At 57.1% G+C, this 17,062-nt stretch carries 14 protein-coding genes; 11 read left to right on the forward strand and 3 right to left on the reverse strand.

What is annotated here, in order from left to right:
• Window positions 1-95: 95 nt before the first annotated feature.
• Genes RZA33_RS04255 through RZA33_RS04275 form a run of 5 tightly spaced genes read left to right on the forward strand, consistent with a single transcriptional unit; the run spans window position 96 to window position 4,979 of the window.
• Entirely contained in the window at window positions 96-971 is an 876-nt protein-coding gene (locus RZA33_RS04255) for a formate dehydrogenase accessory sulfurtransferase FdhD (RefSeq protein ID WP_317506611.1), read from the forward strand.
• Window positions 968-1,606, forward strand: coding sequence for a molybdenum cofactor guanylyltransferase MobA (mobA, locus tag RZA33_RS04260; protein WP_317506612.1), 639 nt, complete (start codon window positions 968-970; stop codon window positions 1,604-1,606). Before RZA33_RS04255 ends, mobA begins: the two co-directional genes overlap by 4 nt.
• Window positions 1,603-2,877, forward strand: a complete 1,275-nt coding sequence (gene glp / locus RZA33_RS04265; protein ID WP_317506613.1) for a gephyrin-like molybdotransferase Glp — start codon at window positions 1,603-1,605, stop codon at window positions 2,875-2,877. The genes mobA and glp overlap by 4 nt, the downstream gene beginning before the upstream one ends.
• On the forward strand, window positions 2,874-3,956 hold the full coding sequence (gene moaA, locus RZA33_RS04270; RefSeq protein ID WP_317506614.1) for a GTP 3',8-cyclase MoaA: 1,083 nt from the start codon (window positions 2,874-2,876) through the stop codon (window positions 3,954-3,956). The genes glp and moaA overlap by 4 nt, the downstream gene beginning before the upstream one ends.
• Window positions 3,957-3,959: 3 nt before the next feature.
• On the forward strand, window positions 3,960-4,979 hold the full coding sequence (locus RZA33_RS04275) for a CobW family GTP-binding protein (protein WP_317506615.1): 1,020 nt from the start codon (window positions 3,960-3,962) through the stop codon (window positions 4,977-4,979).
• Here the strand turns inward: RZA33_RS04275 and RZA33_RS04280 are convergent.
• Together RZA33_RS04280 and RZA33_RS04285 are read right to left on the reverse strand one after the other, a co-directional pair.
• The gene (locus tag RZA33_RS04280; protein ID WP_317506616.1) at window positions 4,956-7,070 is read right to left on the reverse strand and encodes a putative bifunctional diguanylate cyclase/phosphodiesterase; all 2,115 of its coding nucleotides are present in this window, start codon (window positions 7,068-7,070) and stop codon (window positions 4,956-4,958) included. The genes RZA33_RS04275 and RZA33_RS04280 overlap by 24 nt on opposite strands.
• On the reverse strand, window positions 7,039-7,713 hold the full coding sequence (locus RZA33_RS04285; RefSeq protein ID WP_317506617.1) for a hypothetical protein: 675 nt from the start codon (window positions 7,711-7,713) through the stop codon (window positions 7,039-7,041). The genes RZA33_RS04280 and RZA33_RS04285 overlap by 32 nt, the downstream gene beginning before the upstream one ends.
• A 217-nt stretch (window positions 7,714-7,930) precedes the next feature.
• On the opposite strand from RZA33_RS04285, the gene RZA33_RS04290 reads away from it, so the two are divergent.
• Window positions 7,931-8,836, forward strand: a complete 906-nt coding sequence (locus RZA33_RS04290; protein ID WP_317506618.1) for a LysR family transcriptional regulator — start codon at window positions 7,931-7,933, stop codon at window positions 8,834-8,836.
• A gap of 36 nt (window positions 8,837-8,872) precedes the next feature.
• Here RZA33_RS04290 and RZA33_RS04295 read toward each other — a convergent pair whose 3' ends face one another.
• Window positions 8,873-10,390, reverse strand: coding sequence for an NCS1 family nucleobase:cation symporter-1 (locus RZA33_RS04295; RefSeq protein WP_317506619.1), 1,518 nt, complete (start codon window positions 10,388-10,390; stop codon window positions 8,873-8,875).
• A 574-nt stretch (window positions 10,391-10,964) separates the two neighbouring features.
• On the opposite strand from RZA33_RS04295, the gene RZA33_RS04300 reads away from it, so the two are divergent.
• The 5 genes from RZA33_RS04300 (at window position 10,965) to RZA33_RS04320 (ending at window position 17,056) form a co-directional block, all read left to right on the forward strand.
• The gene (locus RZA33_RS04300) at window positions 10,965-11,831 is read left to right on the forward strand and encodes a nitrilase-related carbon-nitrogen hydrolase (RefSeq protein ID WP_317506620.1); all 867 of its coding nucleotides are present in this window, start codon (window positions 10,965-10,967) and stop codon (window positions 11,829-11,831) included.
• Between the two features lie 31 nt (window positions 11,832-11,862).
• Window positions 11,863-13,302 carry a dihydropyrimidinase gene (gene hydA, locus RZA33_RS04305; protein WP_317506621.1) on the forward strand — a complete coding sequence of 480 codons (1,440 nt, stop codon included), beginning with the start codon at window positions 11,863-11,865 and terminating at the stop codon, window positions 13,300-13,302.
• A 34-nt stretch (window positions 13,303-13,336) separates the two neighbouring features.
• Window positions 13,337-14,716 carry an NAD(P)-dependent oxidoreductase gene (locus tag RZA33_RS04310; RefSeq protein WP_317506622.1) on the forward strand — a complete coding sequence of 460 codons (1,380 nt, stop codon included), beginning with the start codon at window positions 13,337-13,339 and terminating at the stop codon, window positions 14,714-14,716.
• On the forward strand, window positions 14,713-16,047 hold the full coding sequence (preA, locus tag RZA33_RS04315) for an NAD-dependent dihydropyrimidine dehydrogenase subunit PreA (RefSeq protein WP_317506623.1): 1,335 nt from the start codon (window positions 14,713-14,715) through the stop codon (window positions 16,045-16,047). The genes RZA33_RS04310 and preA overlap by 4 nt, the downstream gene beginning before the upstream one ends.
• Before the next feature lie 154 nt (window positions 16,048-16,201).
• Window positions 16,202-17,056, forward strand: a complete 855-nt coding sequence (locus RZA33_RS04320; RefSeq protein WP_317506624.1) for an ABC transporter substrate-binding protein — start codon at window positions 16,202-16,204, stop codon at window positions 17,054-17,056.
• Window positions 17,057-17,062 lie beyond the last annotated feature (6 nt).

Raw genomic sequence — 17,062 nt, forward strand, 5'->3', positions numbered from 1 at the left:
AGCGCCATCATCGTCAACTCCGACTTTTTTACTCAGGTATTTACTCGCGTATATTAAGTAACGGTGTGTTTACTTCAGTCTTACGAGGATCGCAAATGGCTGCTCTTCAGCTAAGCCGAGCCCGCTTACCGGCCACCACGGAAATCAGCATTGTCGATGAGTACGGCGATGCGCGCCAGCAGGCGATTGCCGCCGAGCGAGCGCTGACCGTGTACCTCAACAAGCGCGAGATCGTTACGTTAATGACCTTAGGAGACGATCCTGAAGCGCTGGTGGTCGGCTATTTGCGTAATCAAGGGTTACTGCGTGCGGCCGCAGATCTACAGGTTGTGCAGGTTGACTGGGAAGTGGAAGCAGCGGTCATCGTTACCCGCCACCTACCGGAGGACCTGGAAGCCCGCTTGAGTACCCGCACGGTCACTACTGGCTGCGGCCAGGGCACGGTGTTTGGTAAATTACTCGATCAAACCGCGCTCACGGCGCTGCCCGAAACGTCATTAGCCCAGTCAACCCTTTATCAGCTGCTGCAAAACCTAAATGCCTATAATGAAACCTACCGCAGCGCAGGTGCGGTGCACGGCTGCGCGCTGTGTCATCAAACCGAGGTGCTCGATTTTGTTGAAGACGTTGGGCGACATAACGCCGTGGACACCCTAGCGGGCCGCCAATGGCTGCAGCAGGCGGACAGTGCCAGTGCGGATATTTTCTACACCACCGGGCGGCTAACGTCCGAGATGGTACTAAAAGTGGCACAAATGGGCATTAGCGTGCTGGTGTCGCGCTCTGGTGTGACCCAAAAAGGTGTCGAACTGGCCGAGCGCTTCGGTGTCATGCTGATCGCCCGCGCCAAAGGGCGTCACTTCCAAGCCATTAATACGCAGGGGCGCCTAGCCCTGGATGCTATCCCGGCACGGCCGCCTCATGCCCGTTCATCCAACCAGGCTCCCTTACCTAAAGAGGCTAGCTCATGATTTCCACTCACGACCTCACCGGCATGATTCTCGCTGGCGGCGAAGGGCGCCGGATGGGCGGTCGCGATAAAGGCCTTGAGCCTTTTGCAGGCCTGCCGTTAGTCGGCCACGTGGTAAAACGCCTTGAAGGCCAGGTGGCCGAGCTGCTGATTAACGCCAATCGCAATGCCGACGCCTACCAATTCTTTGCTGACCGCGTGATTGCTGATCTCGTCATGGACGGTGCCGAAGGCGGCTTTAAAGGCCCGCTGATGGGGATTTATAGCGGCCTACGTGCGGCAAAAACGCCGTGGTTGCTGGTCGTTCCCTGCGACTCCCCCGCGCTGCCCACTGATTTAGTCGCGCGTATGGTGGCAGGAATTGCCTCAGACAACGGCCACCATGACATCGCCGTTGCCTATGATGGCGAACGGCTGCACCCCGTCGTTGCGCTGCTGCGCACCTCACTGGCCGATGATTTAGCCACTACGCTTGCCGAAGGCGAACGCAAAATCGACCGCTGGTACGCCCGCCACGACTGGTGCAAGGTCGATATGTCGGACTGCCCCGATGCTTTTGCCAACCTTAATACCGAGGAAGAGAAACTTCACTTGGAAAGCATGTTGGCAGCCGCCTCAGGGAAGGTGACGACATGACGCTCTCCTGCTTTGATCTTGGCGAGCAGATGCTTAGCGTCGACGAAGCGCGCCAAGCGCTTTCCACTCTGATTGAACGCCCCCTAGGCAGTGAATCGATCCAGCTGATCCAAGCCCATGGCCGCCGTTTGGCGGCCGCCGTGCAGGCACCGATTAACGTGCCGCAAAACACCAATGCGGCCATGGATGGCGTAGCGCTAGCCTTGGCCAAAGAAGGTGTTGGGGCCAAGCAAACCAACTGGCCTCTGGCCGGTGAGGTGTTGGCCGGGCAGTATCGCAGCGAATTGGTGCCTGCCGGTCACTGCGTGCGCATTACCACCGGCGCCCCGTTACCCCCGGGCACCGATACGGTCGTCATGAGTGAACAGTTGCGCGAACCGCTACTGGATGAGCAGCCCAAGCACGTGATCATTGAGTCTCCCGAGCGCCTCAAACACGGCCAGCATGTTCGCCAGGCCGGTGAGGATATTGCCCTTGGCGAGACAGCGCTGCCAGCCGGTGCGCGGCTTAATGCCGCTTCGCTGGGGCTATTAGCGTCATTAGGCTGCGCCGACGTCATGGTGTATCAGCGCCCCAAGGTGGCCATTTTTTCTACCGGCAACGAGGTCACCGCACCCGGCGAGCCACTGGGCAGGGCGGGGATTTACGACGCCAATCGCTTTACGCTGACAGGATTGCTCACCGAGTATGGCGCGGACGTCGTTGACCTGGGCATTCTGCCGGATGACTTGGCGTCGACTCAAGCGGCGCTTGAACAGGCCGCCCAGCAGAGCGACCTGGTGATCTCCAGCGGCGGCGTTTCCGTCGGCCAAGCCGACTTTACCCGCGACGCATTGGAGCAACTGGGACGCTTGGCTTTCTGGCGCGTGGCGCTGCGCCCAGGGCGTCCAATGGCCTGTGGCTGGTTAGGCGAATCCCATACGCCCTTCGTCGGTTTGCCCGGCAATCCGGTGGCGGTCATGGTAACCTTTCTTCAGTTTGTCAGGCCGCTGCTGGAGCGACTTCACGGGCAACCAATTACCTCGCCCCATCGCCTCTACGCGATCACCGACACCGCCTTGGAGAGCCGTTTTAAACGCACTGACTTTATTCGCGGCGTCTACCATACTGATGACAAAGGACAGTTACACGTGCATAGCACCGGCGCCCAGGGCTCGGGTATTTTAACCTCGATGGTGACGGCCAACTGTTTGATTGAGCTTGCCGACGACCAAGACGGCGCGCAACCCGGCGAGACCGTCAGCATACAACCACTAACGGGATGGCTATGACCGAGCAACCAACTTCCCAACAAGCGCCTGTTCAGCAAAGACCTGCTCAGCAAAATACGGCCCAGTCACAAGCTGCCTACCCCCAACAGGACAAGCAACTGATCGACGATTTTGGCCGGCGTATTAGCTACGTGCGCATATCGGTAACCGACCGCTGCGATTTCCGCTGCGTGTACTGCATGAGCGAGGAGATGACGTTTCTGCCCCGCGAACAGGTGCTCTCACTGGAAGAAATCGCTATGGTGGCGCGCGCCTTTACCGAGCTGGGGGTAGAGAAGATTCGTCTTACCGGCGGCGAGCCGCTGGTACGCCGCGGCATTGACCAACTGGTCGATGAAATCGGCGCCATGCCCGGGCTTGACGACTTCACCATGACCACCAACGGTGCCAGCCTGCGCAAGCATGCCAAGCAGCTCTATGCAGGTGGCATGCGCAGGCTTAATATCAGCCTGGATTCGCTGGACCCCGAGCGTTTCAAGCAGCTCACCCGCACCGGCGATTTAGCCAAGGTCATCGACGGCATACACGCAGCCCAAGAAGCGGGCTTTACGCGCATCAAGCTTAACGCGGTGATTTTAAAAGGCCGCAACGATGATGAAGTCATCGATCTGGTGGATTTTGCCCGCCAGGAAAACCTCGATATTAGCTTTATCGAAGAGATGCCGCTGGGCGATGTCTCCGATCATTCACGGGCAGAAACTTTCTATTCCAGCGATGACGTACAGGAACTGATCGAAACCCGCTTCCCGTTAATACCCACCAGCGAAACAACACCGGGCCCGTCGCGCTACTTTAAAATGGCCGATAGCAATAGCCGTGTGGGGTTTATCTCGCCCCATAGCCACAATTTTTGCGATACCTGCAACCGGGTCCGCGTGACGGTAGAAGGTCGCCTGCTGCTGTGCTTGGGTAACGAACACTCGGTGGATCTGCGCGCGGTGCTGCGCAGCCACCCCGGCGATATGCAGGTACTGAAAGAAACGATTATCAACGCCCTGCCGCTCAAGCCCGAGCGCCACCACTTCACCACCGATGGCGATGTCCAAGTGGTACGCTTTATGAACATGACAGGGGGCTAAGCCTTGGCAGCGTTGACGCAAGTACCCGCACACATCGTCACCGGCTTTTTAGGCAGCGGCAAAACCACGCTTATCCACAGCCTAATCGAACAAAAGCCTGTGGATGAAAAGTGGGCCATCTTGGTCAACGAGTTTGGTCAGATCGGTATCGACCAAGCCATGTTCGACGCCCGCGATGACGTCGTTGTCAAGGGTCTGCCCGGCGGCTGCCTGTGCTGTCAGCTTGCCTTTGTACTGCAGGCAGCGCTGGTTAACCTGCTCGCGCGCAGCAAACCCGATCGCGTCATTATCGAGCCCTCTGGCCTTGGCCACCCAGCTGGCCTGCTGGACCTACTTCGCGGTGAAGCCTTCCATGAGGTGCTTGAGGTGCGCGATATCATTGCCACCCTCGATCCCCGTCGCCTGGATGATCCGCGTGCGCGACAGCACGACACCTTTCGCGATCAGCTGGAGATGGCCGATGCCGTTGCGCTGACCATGCTTGACCAAAGCACTCCCGAGCAGCTCAGCGCCGCTCATGCCTTTGTGGCTCAGCGCTGGCCGCCGCGTAAATGGGTGCAGGAAGCCCCCCACGGTGAACTACCGATAGCGCTGTTGACCCAAAGCGGAAACGCCGAGGCGAGCGATATAAGCATGCCCGCCAGCCACCAACAGCTGAGCGCATCGCCCAGCCTGGAAGGCTCTTTTTTTGACTTTCCGCCCGCGCCTGGTAAACCACAGCGCGAAACCGGAACCGCATTGGGCTACACCAGCACAGGGTTACGCTGGCACCCAAGCGAGCGCTTCGACCTGGATCGTATCGCCGCCCACTTGGGAGAGCTGCCTCGGGAAGCGCGCATTAAAGGAGTATTCCATACCCACAGCGGTTGGAAGCGCCTTAACCGCGCTGACGGCACGCTGAGCATCGAAAGCAGCGCCTGGCGGCAGGACTCACGCTTGGAAATTATCATCCCCGATACAATGGCAAGCCCCGGCGCAGACCTTGAAGCTAAGCTTATGTCAGCTGGCCAGCCAGCCCAATAACTGTGCTTCGAAGGCGCTGGCAGCTACGGGACGTCCATACAGAAAGCCTTGGTAAGCGCGGCAGTCGTGCGCTAATAGCCATGCCTGCTGCGCTTGGGTTTCTACCCCTTCAGCAATAACGTCTAGATTAAGACTCTCCGCTAGAGCGATGGTACTTTCGACAATGGCGGCATTGGCCTGACTGACGAGTATTTGCTGCACAAACGACTGGTCGATTTTCAGTTGATCCAGCGGCAGCTGGGCTAGGTAGGCAAGCGACGAGTAGCCGGTTCCAAAATCATCCAGCGAAAAGCGCACCCCTTGTGCTTTTAAGGCGAGCATTTTATCGCGGGCATCATCGCGGGCTTCGACAAACAGTGACTCAGTGACTTCTAACTTTAACCGTTTAAGCGGCACCTGAGTGCGCGCAAACACCCCCTCAACACGACGCAAAAAGCCCTCATCACGGAACTGCAGTGGGCTAATGTTGACCGATAAGGTCAATTCGCGAAACTGAGGGTGCTGCGCCCAGCGTACCAATTGATGACAAGCCGTCTCCAATACCCACTCGCCCACCGCATTAATCAGCCCAGTGCTTTCCAGCAATGGAATAAACTCATCGGGAGCCACCAAGCCACGCTCAGGATGCTCCCAACGTAACAGCGCTTCCACGCCGAAAACATTACCGTGGTGGTTGACTTGGGGCTGGTAATAGAGCAGCCACTGCTGCTTTGCCTGCGCTTGGTATAAGTCTGTCTCTAGTTTCACATGGGCTAGCAGCGTCGCCTGCATTGAAGGGTCAAAAAAGCACATACGATGGCGACCGCTGTTCTTAGCTTGAAAAAGCGCCATATCGACTTGCTGTAAGTAGTCAGCCACGCCGTACTCACTGTTCGTCATCAGGGCAATGCCAACACTACCTGTCACCGTGACGCTTTCGTCGGCCAGCTCAATGGGCGTGAATAATGTTGCCTGTAATTTATGCGCAACAAGCTCGGCTAGCTGAGACGTTTGTACGGGGCTGCTCGCCTGCCCTTCGATTAATACCGCAAACTCATCGCTGCCTAAACGCGCCAAGGTGTCTGTATCGCGGAGCATTCGACCAAGCCGCCGAGCGATTGTTTGCAACAGCAGGTCACCGCTGAAGTGGCCCAAGGTGTCATTGATTTGTTTAAAGTTATCGATGTCGATCAAGAGTAGCGCGCCGCACAGCTGATGGCGCCGAAGCTCTTTGAGCGCCGCTTCCATGCGATCCATAAATAGCTGTCGGTTAGCCAGCCCTGTTAACGGGTCATAAAACGCCAGTTGATGTATTTCCTGCTCAGCGGCTTTACGCTCGCTAATATCGTTCATCGTAGCCACATAGTGGGTCAGCTCGCCTGAGGAACTGTATATCGCGCTAACCGTTAACCATTCAGGAAACAACTCGCCATTCTTGCGCTGATTCCATATTTCGCCTTCCCAGTTACCTGTCTTAACGAGACTTTTCCATAGCCGACGATAAAACGCGGCGTTGTGGTGGTCAGCACTCAACAGGCGGGGGTTCTTGCCTAACACCTCGGCTTCGCTATAGCCGGTAATATGGGTAAACGTTTGGTTTGCTTTGAGAATTTTCCCATCGGCATCGGTAATCAAGATACCTAAATGAGTTTGAAAGGCCGCCGCGGCAATTTGCGCTTCGGCGCGTGCCTGTTCGCGCTCTTCGCTCCGCTGGCGTAACTGATCGGTTAACACTAATCGATTAAGGTAGTGCCGCGCGCCCCAAGCACCCAACAGTGCAATTACCCCCATCACGGCTAATAAGATGACAGCGCGCTGTCGCCAGCCCGCCAGCAATGCGTGCATATCGATGCCCACCACCGCCAGCATGGGGTACTCACCCACCCGCTGCATACGAAACAGCCGCTCGCGACCGTCAATAGGCGAACGCGTAGTGATAGACCATGTCGATTCACCGCTTGCAAGCCATTCAGCGGTTTCAGGGCTGTCAATTTGCCTGCCAATGCTAAATTGCTCGCCAACACTCGGATGACGCGCAATCAATCTTAGATTAACGTCGACCAGCGCAATGCTCTCACCGTCATACCCCCCCCATTTCTTTAAGCGAGTCATTAAACACGGTGGGCACAATGCGAGAGACTACCCATTCTGCCAACTCGCCTGTCGGCCCGCTTAATCGTCGGCCATGGTAAAGATAATACGTTTGCTCGCTTTCAGACCCATACTCGCTCTCAGACCCATACTCGCTCTCAGACCCATATAAGGGGGTCATCAACTCTTGCTGTCCACTGTGTTGGAAGGCTTTAAAAAACGGGGCATCACTGACATTACCCTCGGTCATCCACTGCCCGCTACCACCGCTCGCCAGCACATGCCCTTCCTGGTCAAATACCCCGATCTCATCAATCACGGGCACGTACGCAATCAGGTTGTTTAATGCGTGTGGCAATAGCGGGGGATGGCGCGCCTCAGCCGTCGCGTCTATTGCCATCAATTCAGTCAGCCCAAACAAGGCTTGACCACTCTGGGCAAACACGCCTTTAGCCCATTCAGAGACCACATTAGCACGCGCTGCGGTACGCGACTCGGCGGCCTGTATTTCTTGTTGGTACTGTGAATACAGCTGCCAACCAAACAGCACCACCATGGTCAAGAGCGCTGAGGCGTAAAGCGTAACGACATTGCGCCGCTGCTGAGGGTAATGATTAGTTGTTTTTAACACCGCATCGTTGACATCAACGGGAGTGACCGGCATCGCACAAAGGCCTTATTAAGGTGCCTAACTAGAGGCCTGGCACAGTGTAAAAAAAGGTCAGAAACGATACACCACAAACACCGAAACATGGATTTGTCTGACCGTAACATAGATTTATCAACACCTAGCTTTACCAGATAGTGCCGCAGTACATTGGTTATGTATATCAGGTTTTATCGCAGTACATTATTGATCGTCTAAATACCGAGGAATTGTTATGGCATCGCTGGGCCAAATGAGCGACTACGAAATACGCCTTATCCGTATATTTAAGACCGTGGTCGAATGCGGTGGTTTTACCGCAGCGGAAACGATGCTGGGCATTAGCCGCTCGGCGATTAGCCAGCACATGAACGATTTAGAGGGGCGGCTGGGCTTTTCGCTCTGCCAGCGGGGGCGTGGCGGGTTTAGTTTAACAGAAGAAGGTAAAGAGATTTATCAGGCCGGCATGACGCTGCTAACCGCACTTGAAACATTCAAAAGCGACGTTAATGCGCTGCATCAGACAATTAAAGGCAAGCTGAATATTGGCATTACCGACAATTTGGTCACGCTACCCGCCATGCACGTGACCAATGCCCTGGCTGAGCTTAGCGCGCCTGAACACGACGTGACGCTGCATATTCATATGGAGCCTTCCGACGCCGTCATTCGCGGCGTTATGGATGGCCATTTACACGTCGGCGTTGTACCCGCCGTGAACCTGCCCACCAGCTTAGAAACACGCCACCTCTATGACGAGCCATCCTTCCTTTACTGTGCGGCAGGCCACCCGCTGTTCACTCAGCACGATGACACGCTTAGCGTTGCGGATATCGCCCAACACTCGGCTATTTCACCTCGTTATCCGCTGCCCGTTGAGGCACGCAAAGCGCACGATGCGCTAAGCCTGCGCGCCTCGGCATCTGACCGCGAAGGCGCCGCCTTTTTGATCTTGACTGGGCGCTTTATTGGCTTTTTACCTGCCCATGTCGCCGCGCAATGGGTCGCGGCGGGCAAGATGCGAGCGCTGCATGTTGCCACGCAGCACTACCGCATTCCGTTTGTACTCATTACCCGCCATGACCGTCGCCCTAATCGGGTAGTCGATGCGTTTTTAAGCTTTGTTAAAAGCGCTGATTGAGTAAATCAGCGCCGCTTGAGCCCGCCCTCGCCTACCCTAAGGCTGTTCTGCCACCTCACTGGCCATAATGGGCGCAGGCCCTACCTGTGGCGATGTCGCCAACAACAGGCTTGCCACATAGTAAACAATGGCCCCCAACGCTGAACCAGTGAACCAGCCGTAGTCGTAGAACCAGTTCATGGTGCCGGTTAACAGCGAAATCAGAGTGAGCGCCACGGGTACGCTAAAGGCGATGAAACCGGCAATATTCACGGCGGGATAAGCATGGTTATCCATGTACAGGCTGGGCACATCCAGACGCTGCTTTTTAATCAGAAAGTAATCGACCGCCATAATGCCTGCGATCGGGCCCAGCAGGCTTGAATAGCCCAACAGCCAGTTGGAGTACATCTGCTCAAGGGAAACCCCTGGCGGAATAATCCCCGCTTTTTGCAGCAGATCGTAGCTCATCAGCAACACGCCCACTGCGCCCGTTAAAAGAACGCCTCGGGTCTGATTAATCAACTTAGGCGCAATGTTCTGGAAGTCGTTGGTTGGTGAAACAATGTTTGCCGCCGTATTAGTCGACAAGGTGGCGATAATAATTAATAGCATCGCCAGTACCACCCAAAACGGGCTATCGATCATACCAATCAGATTGACCGGATCAGCAATCGTTTGCCCTACCAGCGACTCAGAGGCAGCGGTTAACACCACGCCGAGGGCCGCAAAGAAGAACATCGTTAGCGGCAGCCCAAGCACCTGGCCAACAATTTGGTCCTTCTGGCTTTTGGCAAAGCGGCTGAAGTCGGGAATATTCAGCGATAGGGTGGCCCAAAAACCCACCATGGCGGTTAAGCCTGCGAAAAAGTAGCCATACACCGAAGCGCCTTCCGGGCGCGATGGCGGCTGTGCCAATAGTTCGGTCATCGACATATGCGGCCATGCCCACACCATCAAACCAACGCCGACGGCTAACAGCAGCGGTGCTGCCAAGGTTTCCAGCCACTTGATTGATTCGGCGCCACGAATCACCACGTAAAGGTTCATCGCGCCGAATACAAAAAAGCCGATAACTTCGCCAACGCCCCCCAGGGCCGCCCAGGCGGGAATCAACTCGGAAAGCAGCAGGTGAATGGCCAGCCCACCGAACATGGTTTGAATGCCAAACCAGCCACAGCCAACCAACGCGCGCACCAGACAGGGCACGTTGGAACCTAAAATGCCGAAGGACGAGCGCAACACCACTGGAAAGGGGATACCAAATTTAGTACCCGGAAAGGCGTTGAGAGTGAGCGGGATCAGCACGATCACGTTGGCTAAAAGAATAGCAAACAGCGCTTCCCCCACGCTCAACCCAAAGTAGGCGGTCAGCACCCCACCCAGGGTATAAGTGGGTACGCAAATTGACATGCCTACCCATAACGCCGCGATGTTCCATTTACTCCAGGTACGCTCGCTGGCCTGAGTAGGTGCAATATCCTGGTTAAAGCGCGCACTATTGCGAACATCGTCGCCTTTATCGAGCTCTATTAACCCACCTCGGTTCACCATTTGAGAAGTTGTTTCGGTCATTTTGTCTCTCCTCCGCATTGCGTTTTCCCCCACGGTCTAGGGAGTGCTTAAATCAAATCGCTTAGAAATCATGGCTGTTAGCAACCATCGCTTTTAGAAGCCAAGCAATAAGCATGCCTAACCCTAAAAGCACACCGATTAACTCATTGATTAAAAAGCTGCCTTCCTCGACAACAATATTATTATTAGCCTGCATTCTTTAAATTGACTTAACCCAAACCCGAATCAATTGAATAAAGCTAGACCAGAAAAAATATTTGCACCAATTTAAAACAACATTCATCCAAAAATAAGCATTAAAAAATTAACAAACTATTGATTTTAAATATTTAATTAGAATATCCAAAACAGTGCACTAACTCACCAAAACAGTGAATAAAAATTAAATCACGAATAAAAGCAAACAAACTCAAAGAGTTAAAGTCAATCGTAAAAACCCCTTCTTAAAACTTGCTAAAACCACCCACCCAGCGATACTTTTGGTAAAAGCTGTCTCTTTTGTCAGCTTTATAAAATTCATACGTCACGCTTTACAAAAATGCATATACACCAATGACCATAGGGAGGGACTTTCATGCAGAAAATGAAAATCGGCCTGATTCAAATGGGGCTAAAAACCAGCACCGACCTGGAACCAGCGGCGATCCGAGATACCATGAACGAAGCCCATCTGCCGATGATTCAGCAAGCGGCTGACCAGGGCGTACAGGTACTCTGTTTTCAGGAAGTGTTTAACCAGCCTTACTTTTGCCCAAGCCAGGACGGCAAATGGTACGCCGCCGCCGAGCGGGTGCCGGAAGGCCCTACCTGCCAGATGATGCAAAAACTCGCCGCCGAGCACCGCATGGTCATTATCGTCCCCGTGTATGAGGAGACCGAAACCGGCGTTTACTACAACACCGCGGCCGTGTTCGACGCCGACGGCAGCTACCTGGGCAAGTACCACAAAACCCATATTCCGCAGGTAGCCGGGTTCTGGGAAAAATTCTTCTTCAAGCCGGGTAAATCCAACTGGCCGGTGTTCGACACCGCCTACGGCAAGATCGGCGTGTATATCTGCTATGACCGTCACTTCCCCGAAGGCTGGCGGGCACTCGCGCTCAACGGGGCCGAGGTGATCTTCAATCCCTCTGCCACCGTCGCCGGGCTTTCCCAGTACCTGTGGGAGCTTGAGCAACCCGCCTCCGCGGCCGCCAACGGCTGCTTTATCGCCGCCATCAACCGGGTCGGCACCGAAGCGCCCTGGAATATCGGCGACTTTTACGGCTCCAGCTACATCGTCAACCCGCGCGGCAAGATCGAAGCCCAGGCCAGCGAAACCGACGACGAGCTGCTGGTTCACGAGATCGATTTGGACATGGTGCGCGAGGTGCGCAACAACTGGCAGTTCTTCCGCGACCGCCGCCCGGAGACCTATACCCGCCTGACCGAAGGCGAATGATCTTGCTGGTTAAAAATAACAGGAGCGAACCATGAGCGTATTGATCAAGGGCGGCACCGTCGTCACCCACGCCGACACCTACCGCGCCGATGTGCTGTGTGTGGACGGTAAAATTCAAGCGATTGGCACCGACCTAGAGGCCCCGGATGGGTGCGAAATTGTCGATGCCAGCGACCAGCTGGTAATGCCCGGCGGCATTGACCCGCATACCCACATGCAGCTGCCTTTCATGGGCACTGTGGCCAGCGAAGATTTCTACACCGGCACCGCCGCGGCCCTGGCGGGCGGCACCACCTCAATCATCGACTTCGTGATCCCCCAGCCAGGCCAGTCGCTATTGGAAGCCTTCGAGACCTGGCAGGGCTGGGCGGAAAAAGCCGCCACCGACTTTGCCTTCCACGTCGCGATCACCTGGTGGGACGATAGCGTGCGGGAAGAAATGGGCACCCTGGTACACGAACACGGCGTAAATAGCTTCAAGCATTTCATGGCCTACAAGGGTGCGATCATGGCCACCGACGATATTCTGGTGGAAAGCTTCTCGCGCTGCCTGGAGCTGGGGGCGATTCCCACGGTTCACGCTGAAAACGGCGAGCTGGTCTATCACATGCAGCAGAAGCTGCTCGCCCAGGGCCTCACCGGGCCGGAAGCCCACCCGCTTTCGCGTCCGCCCCAGGTGGAAGGCGAAGCCGCCAGCCGGGCGATCCGCATTGCCAGCACGCTGGGCGCGCCAATCTATCTGGTTCACGTATCGACCAAGGACGCGGTGGATGAGATCGCCTACGCCCGCCAGCAGGGTCATCCGGTTTACGGCGAATGCCTGGCCGGTCACCTGCTGATCGACGACAGCGTCTACCAGGATACCGACTGGGGGCGTGCCGCCGCCCACGTGATGAGCCCGCCCTTCCGGCCCAAAGGCCACCAGGAAGCGCTCTGGCACGGCCTTCAGTCCGGCAACCTCCAGACCACCGCCACCGACCACTGCTGTTTCTGTGCCGATCAGAAAGCCGCGGGCAAGGACGACTTTACCAAGATTCCCAACGGCACCGCCGGGGTCGAGGATCGCCTGGCCGTGCTGTGGGATGAAGGCGTCAACACCGGCAAGCTGTCGCCCCAGGAGTTTGTCGCGCTGACGTCGACCAACACCGCCAAGATTTTCAACCTCTACCCCCGCAAAGGCGCCATTCAGGTGGGTGCTGACGCAGACATCGTGGTGTGGGACCCCAACGGTACGCGGACGATTTCCGCCAAGACCCACCACCAGAACGTCGACTTCAATATCTTCGAAGGCAAGACGGTACGCGGTATCGCCCGCCACACCATCAGCCACGGCAAATGGGTATGGCGCGACGGCGACCTACGCGCCGAGCGCGGCGCAGGCCGCTATCTGGAGCGTCCCGCCTACCCCGGTGTCTTCGAGCTGCTGGCCAAACGCGCCGAGTTGAATGCACCGATGGCCGTAAAAAGATAACAGCTGTGCCCATAACAACAGCGGAGGCTCTACTGTGACTAGCCCACTGAACCACCTACCCAGCGCAAAAGAGGTCGGCACCTATGACCCGGCTACGCTGGCAAGCAACTTTAGCGATCTACACCCGCCGTTGACCCATCGCCAAGCGATGATCGAAAGTCAGCGCTGTCTCTACTGCTTCGATGCGCCCTGCGTGGAGGCCTGCCCGTCGGAGATCGACATCCCGAGCTTCATTCGCCAGATCAGCGAAAACAACATCAACGGCGCGGCGGAAACCATCCTGGAAGCCAATATCCTGGGCGGCAGCTGCGCCCGGGTGTGCCCAACGGAAATCCTTTGCGAGCGCAGCTGCGTGCGCAACCACGACGCCGAATGCCAGCCGGTACTGATCGGTTTGCTGCAGCGTCACGCCACCGACCATATGCAGTTCGACGGCCACCCCTTCACACGCGCGGCCTCCACCGGCCGTCATGTGGCCGTGGTCGGCGCAGGCCCCGCTGGGCTCTCCTGCGCGCACCGACTGGCGATGCTCGGCCATCAGGTGACCATCTTCGAGGCCGAGCAAAAGCCCGGCGGACTGAACGAGTACGGCATCGCCCGCTACAAGATGACCGATGACTTCGCCCGTAAGGAAGTCGAGTTTTTATTGAAGATCGGCGGCATCGATATCCAGTACGGCCAGCGCCTGGGCGACAACCTGGAACTGGCCGCCCTGCATCAGCAGTACGACAGCGTATTTCTCGGCCTGGGCCTGGGCACCAGCCGCGCCCTGGGGCTTACCGGCGATGAGGCTCCCGGTCTGATGCCCGCCGTGGACTACATCAAGACCCTGCGCCAAACCGACGATCTGGGCAGCCTTGCGGTCGCCAAGCGCTGCATCGTGATTGGCGCAGGCAATACCGCCATCGACATGGCGACCCAGATGGCCCGCCTGGGCGCCACCGAGGTGACGCTGGTCTACCGCCGCGGCGTCGAGGCGATGTCCGCCACCGACCACGAGCAGGAGATCGCTAAAGCCAACGGCGTGCGCATGGTCACCTGGGCACAGCCCGACGACATTCTGCTGGACAGTCAAGGCCGCGTAGCCGGCATGCGCTTTGCCAAGACCCAGGAACAAGCGGGGCAATTGATCGCTACCGGCGACACCTTCGAGATTGCCGCCGATGCCATCTTCAAGGCGATTGGTCAGGGCTTTGAGGGGGCAAGCCTTCGCGACGCCACCGTCGCCGAGCTCGCCCGCGACGGCGAGCGCATCCAGGTGGATGACATGCTGCGCACCTCGCTGCCTAACGTTTACGCCGGCGGTGACTGTGTAAAACCCGGCCAGGACCTCACCGTTCAGGCCGTGCAGCACGGCAAGCTTGCCGCCCACGCCATTCATCAGGCGCTCGTCGCCAAGCAGGAGGCCGCATGAACACCCTCAACTTTACCCCGCCGGGCAAGCACAACAGCGGCGACAACGTGGTCAACGGCGTTGATCTATCGGTCAATTTCGCCGGCATCAAAGCCCCCAACCCGTTCTGGCTGGCCTCCGCCCCGCCCACCGACAAGGCCTACAACGTGGTACGCGCCTATGAAGAGGGCTGGGGCGGCGTGGTGTGGAAAACCCTTGGCGAAGAGCCGCCCGCGGTGAACGTTTCGTCGCGCTATTCGGCCCACTACGGCAAGAACCGCGAGGTGATCGGCTTTAACAATATCGAGCTGATTACCGACCGCTCGCTGGAGATCAATCTTAAAGAGATCACCCAGGTGAAGAAGGATTGGCCCGACCGTGCGCTGATCGTCTCCATCATGGTGCCCTGTAATGAAGAAGCCTGGGCCTATATTCTGCCGCTAGTGGAAGCCACCGGCGCCGACGGCATCGAGCTCAACCTGGGCTGCCCCCACGGCATGCCGGAGCGCGGCATGGGCGCGGCGGTGGGTCAAAACCCCGACCTGATCGAGAAAGTCACCTACTGGTGCAAGAAGCACTACTCCAAGCCGGTGATTGTGAAGCTGACACCCAATATCACCGATATTCGCGTGGGCGCACAGGCGGCGTTGCGCGGCGGGGCCGACGCGGTGTCGTTGATCAATACCATCAACTCGATCACCAGCATCGATCTGGACAACATGGTTGCCAAGCCCACCGTCGGCCACCAGAGCACCCACGGCGGCTACTGCGGCAGCGCCGTCAAACCTATCGCGATGAACATGGTGGCAGAAATTGCCCGCGACCCGGCAACGCCCACGCTGCCAATCTCTGGCATTGGCGGCATTGCCACCTGGCGGGATGCGGCGGAGTTTATCGCCCTGGGGGCGGGTAGCGTGCAGGTGTGTACCGCGGCGATGCTCAACGGCTTTCGCATTGTGGAGGAGATGAAAGACGGGCTTTCCCGCTGGATGGCGGAAAAAGGCTACGACTCGATCGAGGCGTTCTCGCGCAAAGCGATCCCCCAGACCACCGACTGGAAGCATCTGGATATCAACTTCAAGACCATCGCCAAGATCGACCAGGACCTGTGTATCGAGTGCGGCCGCTGCTATATCGCCTGCGAGGATACCTCCCACCAGTCGATTGCCAAGCTCACCGAACAGGACGGCGCGCGCCGCTACGAAGTCATCGAGGACGAGTGCGTGGGCTGCAACCTGTGCCAGATCACCTGCCCGGTGGAGAACTGCATCACCATGGTGCCGCAGGAAACCGACAAGCCCTTTCTGGCTTGGGACAACGACCCGCGCAACCCCTTCCGCGCGGCCTCTTGATTAACGCCCTATAAAACGCCACCGCCACCACTGAGTGAGGGCGGTGGCGTTTCCCGCAACAAGCTGTTCCGTCACCAAGTAGCGACAAGAGGCCATTTTATTGAAATAATGAGAAAATATCGCATATAAAATATTTTCTCATAAAGGAGTTAGCATGAAGCTCAAAATATGTGCTTTTACTGCCACATTACTGCTATCAACGGCTAGCATCGCACAAGCCGAGCAGCGCATCGCAACGTTTGATCTGGGCAGTTTGGATACCCTGGACGCCCTGGGATTAAGCGAGCAGGTGGTGGGCGTACCGAAAGCTAGCCTGCCTGACTACCTTGAGCAGTACACAAGCGATGACTACGCCGACATCGGCGGCTTGCGTTCGCCGGATATGGACGCCATCAGCGAAAGCGAGCCTAGCCTGATTCTGTACACCGGCCGCCAGGGCGATTGGGAAGCCGAGCTGAGCGACATTGCGCCGCTGCTTAATACCAGCCTACAGGGTGACGACTATTTATCTGCTTTTGACGCCAACGTTCGCGAGCTGGCCAGCCGATTAGACGCGGAAAGCGAAGCTGAAGAGGCGCTTGAAATCCTGCACGCCGCGATTGAGTCCCAGCGAGAAGCGCTAAGCGATGCGCCTCGCACGCTGGTTGTGACCCATAACAGCGGGAACCTGATGCTCAACCAGCACCCTGTGGTGCACGAGGTGCTAGAGGTAGACGCACTTGAGATGCCCGACAGCGTGATCTCGGAAACCCGCGGCACCCGAACCTTTACCCCGCTGTCTGCTGAGGCGATTGGTGAAATTGATCCAGCGGTTGTGCTGGTGGTTGACCGCAGCGCCGCGATCGGCGATGAACCCGCAGACGCAGATGCGTTAACTCGAACGCTGGCTGATGCCGGTGCCGAAGACGCACAGGTCATCATGCTGACCCCTGCGCTTTGGTACCTCTCAGGCGGCGGCCTGCAAAGCCTTGCCTTGCAGGTTAAAGAAGTGTCTGCGGCGCTGAATTAACCCCTA

The organism is Halovibrio sp. HP20-59, from assembly GCF_033052795.2.
In the GTDB taxonomy this organism is placed as follows: Bacteria; Pseudomonadota; Gammaproteobacteria; order Pseudomonadales; family Halomonadaceae; genus Vreelandella.

Excerpts from the sequence above, each read along its gene's own strand:
- preA (WP_317506623.1), top strand. The coding sequence starts at position 14,713 with ATGAACACCCTCAACTTTACCCCGCCGGGCAAGCACAACAGCGGCGAC.
- RZA33_RS04300 (WP_317506620.1), top strand. The coding sequence starts at position 10,965 with ATGCAGAAAATGAAAATCGGCCTGATTCAAATGGGGCTAAAAACCAGC.
- RZA33_RS04255 (WP_317506611.1), top strand. The coding sequence starts at position 96 with ATGGCTGCTCTTCAGCTAAGCCGAGCCCGCTTACCGGCCACCACGGAA.
- RZA33_RS04320 (WP_317506624.1), top strand. The coding sequence starts at position 16,202 with ATGAAGCTCAAAATATGTGCTTTTACTGCCACATTACTGCTATCAACG.
- glp (WP_317506613.1), top strand. The coding sequence starts at position 1,603 with ATGACGCTCTCCTGCTTTGATCTTGGCGAGCAGATGCTTAGCGTCGAC.
- mobA (WP_317506612.1), top strand. The coding sequence starts at position 968 with ATGATTTCCACTCACGACCTCACCGGCATGATTCTCGCTGGCGGCGAA.
- moaA (WP_317506614.1), top strand. The coding sequence starts at position 2,874 with ATGACCGAGCAACCAACTTCCCAACAAGCGCCTGTTCAGCAAAGACCT.
- hydA (WP_317506621.1), top strand. The coding sequence starts at position 11,863 with ATGAGCGTATTGATCAAGGGCGGCACCGTCGTCACCCACGCCGACACC.
- RZA33_RS04280 (WP_317506616.1), bottom strand. The coding sequence starts at position 7,070 with ATGACTCGCTTAAAGAAATGGGGGGGGTATGACGGTGAGAGCATTGCG.
- RZA33_RS04295 (WP_317506619.1), bottom strand. The coding sequence starts at position 10,390 with ATGACCGAAACAACTTCTCAAATGGTGAACCGAGGTGGGTTAATAGAG.
- RZA33_RS04290 (WP_317506618.1), top strand. The coding sequence starts at position 7,931 with ATGGCATCGCTGGGCCAAATGAGCGACTACGAAATACGCCTTATCCGT.
- RZA33_RS04285 (WP_317506617.1), bottom strand. The coding sequence starts at position 7,713 with ATGCCGGTCACTCCCGTTGATGTCAACGATGCGGTGTTAAAAACAACT.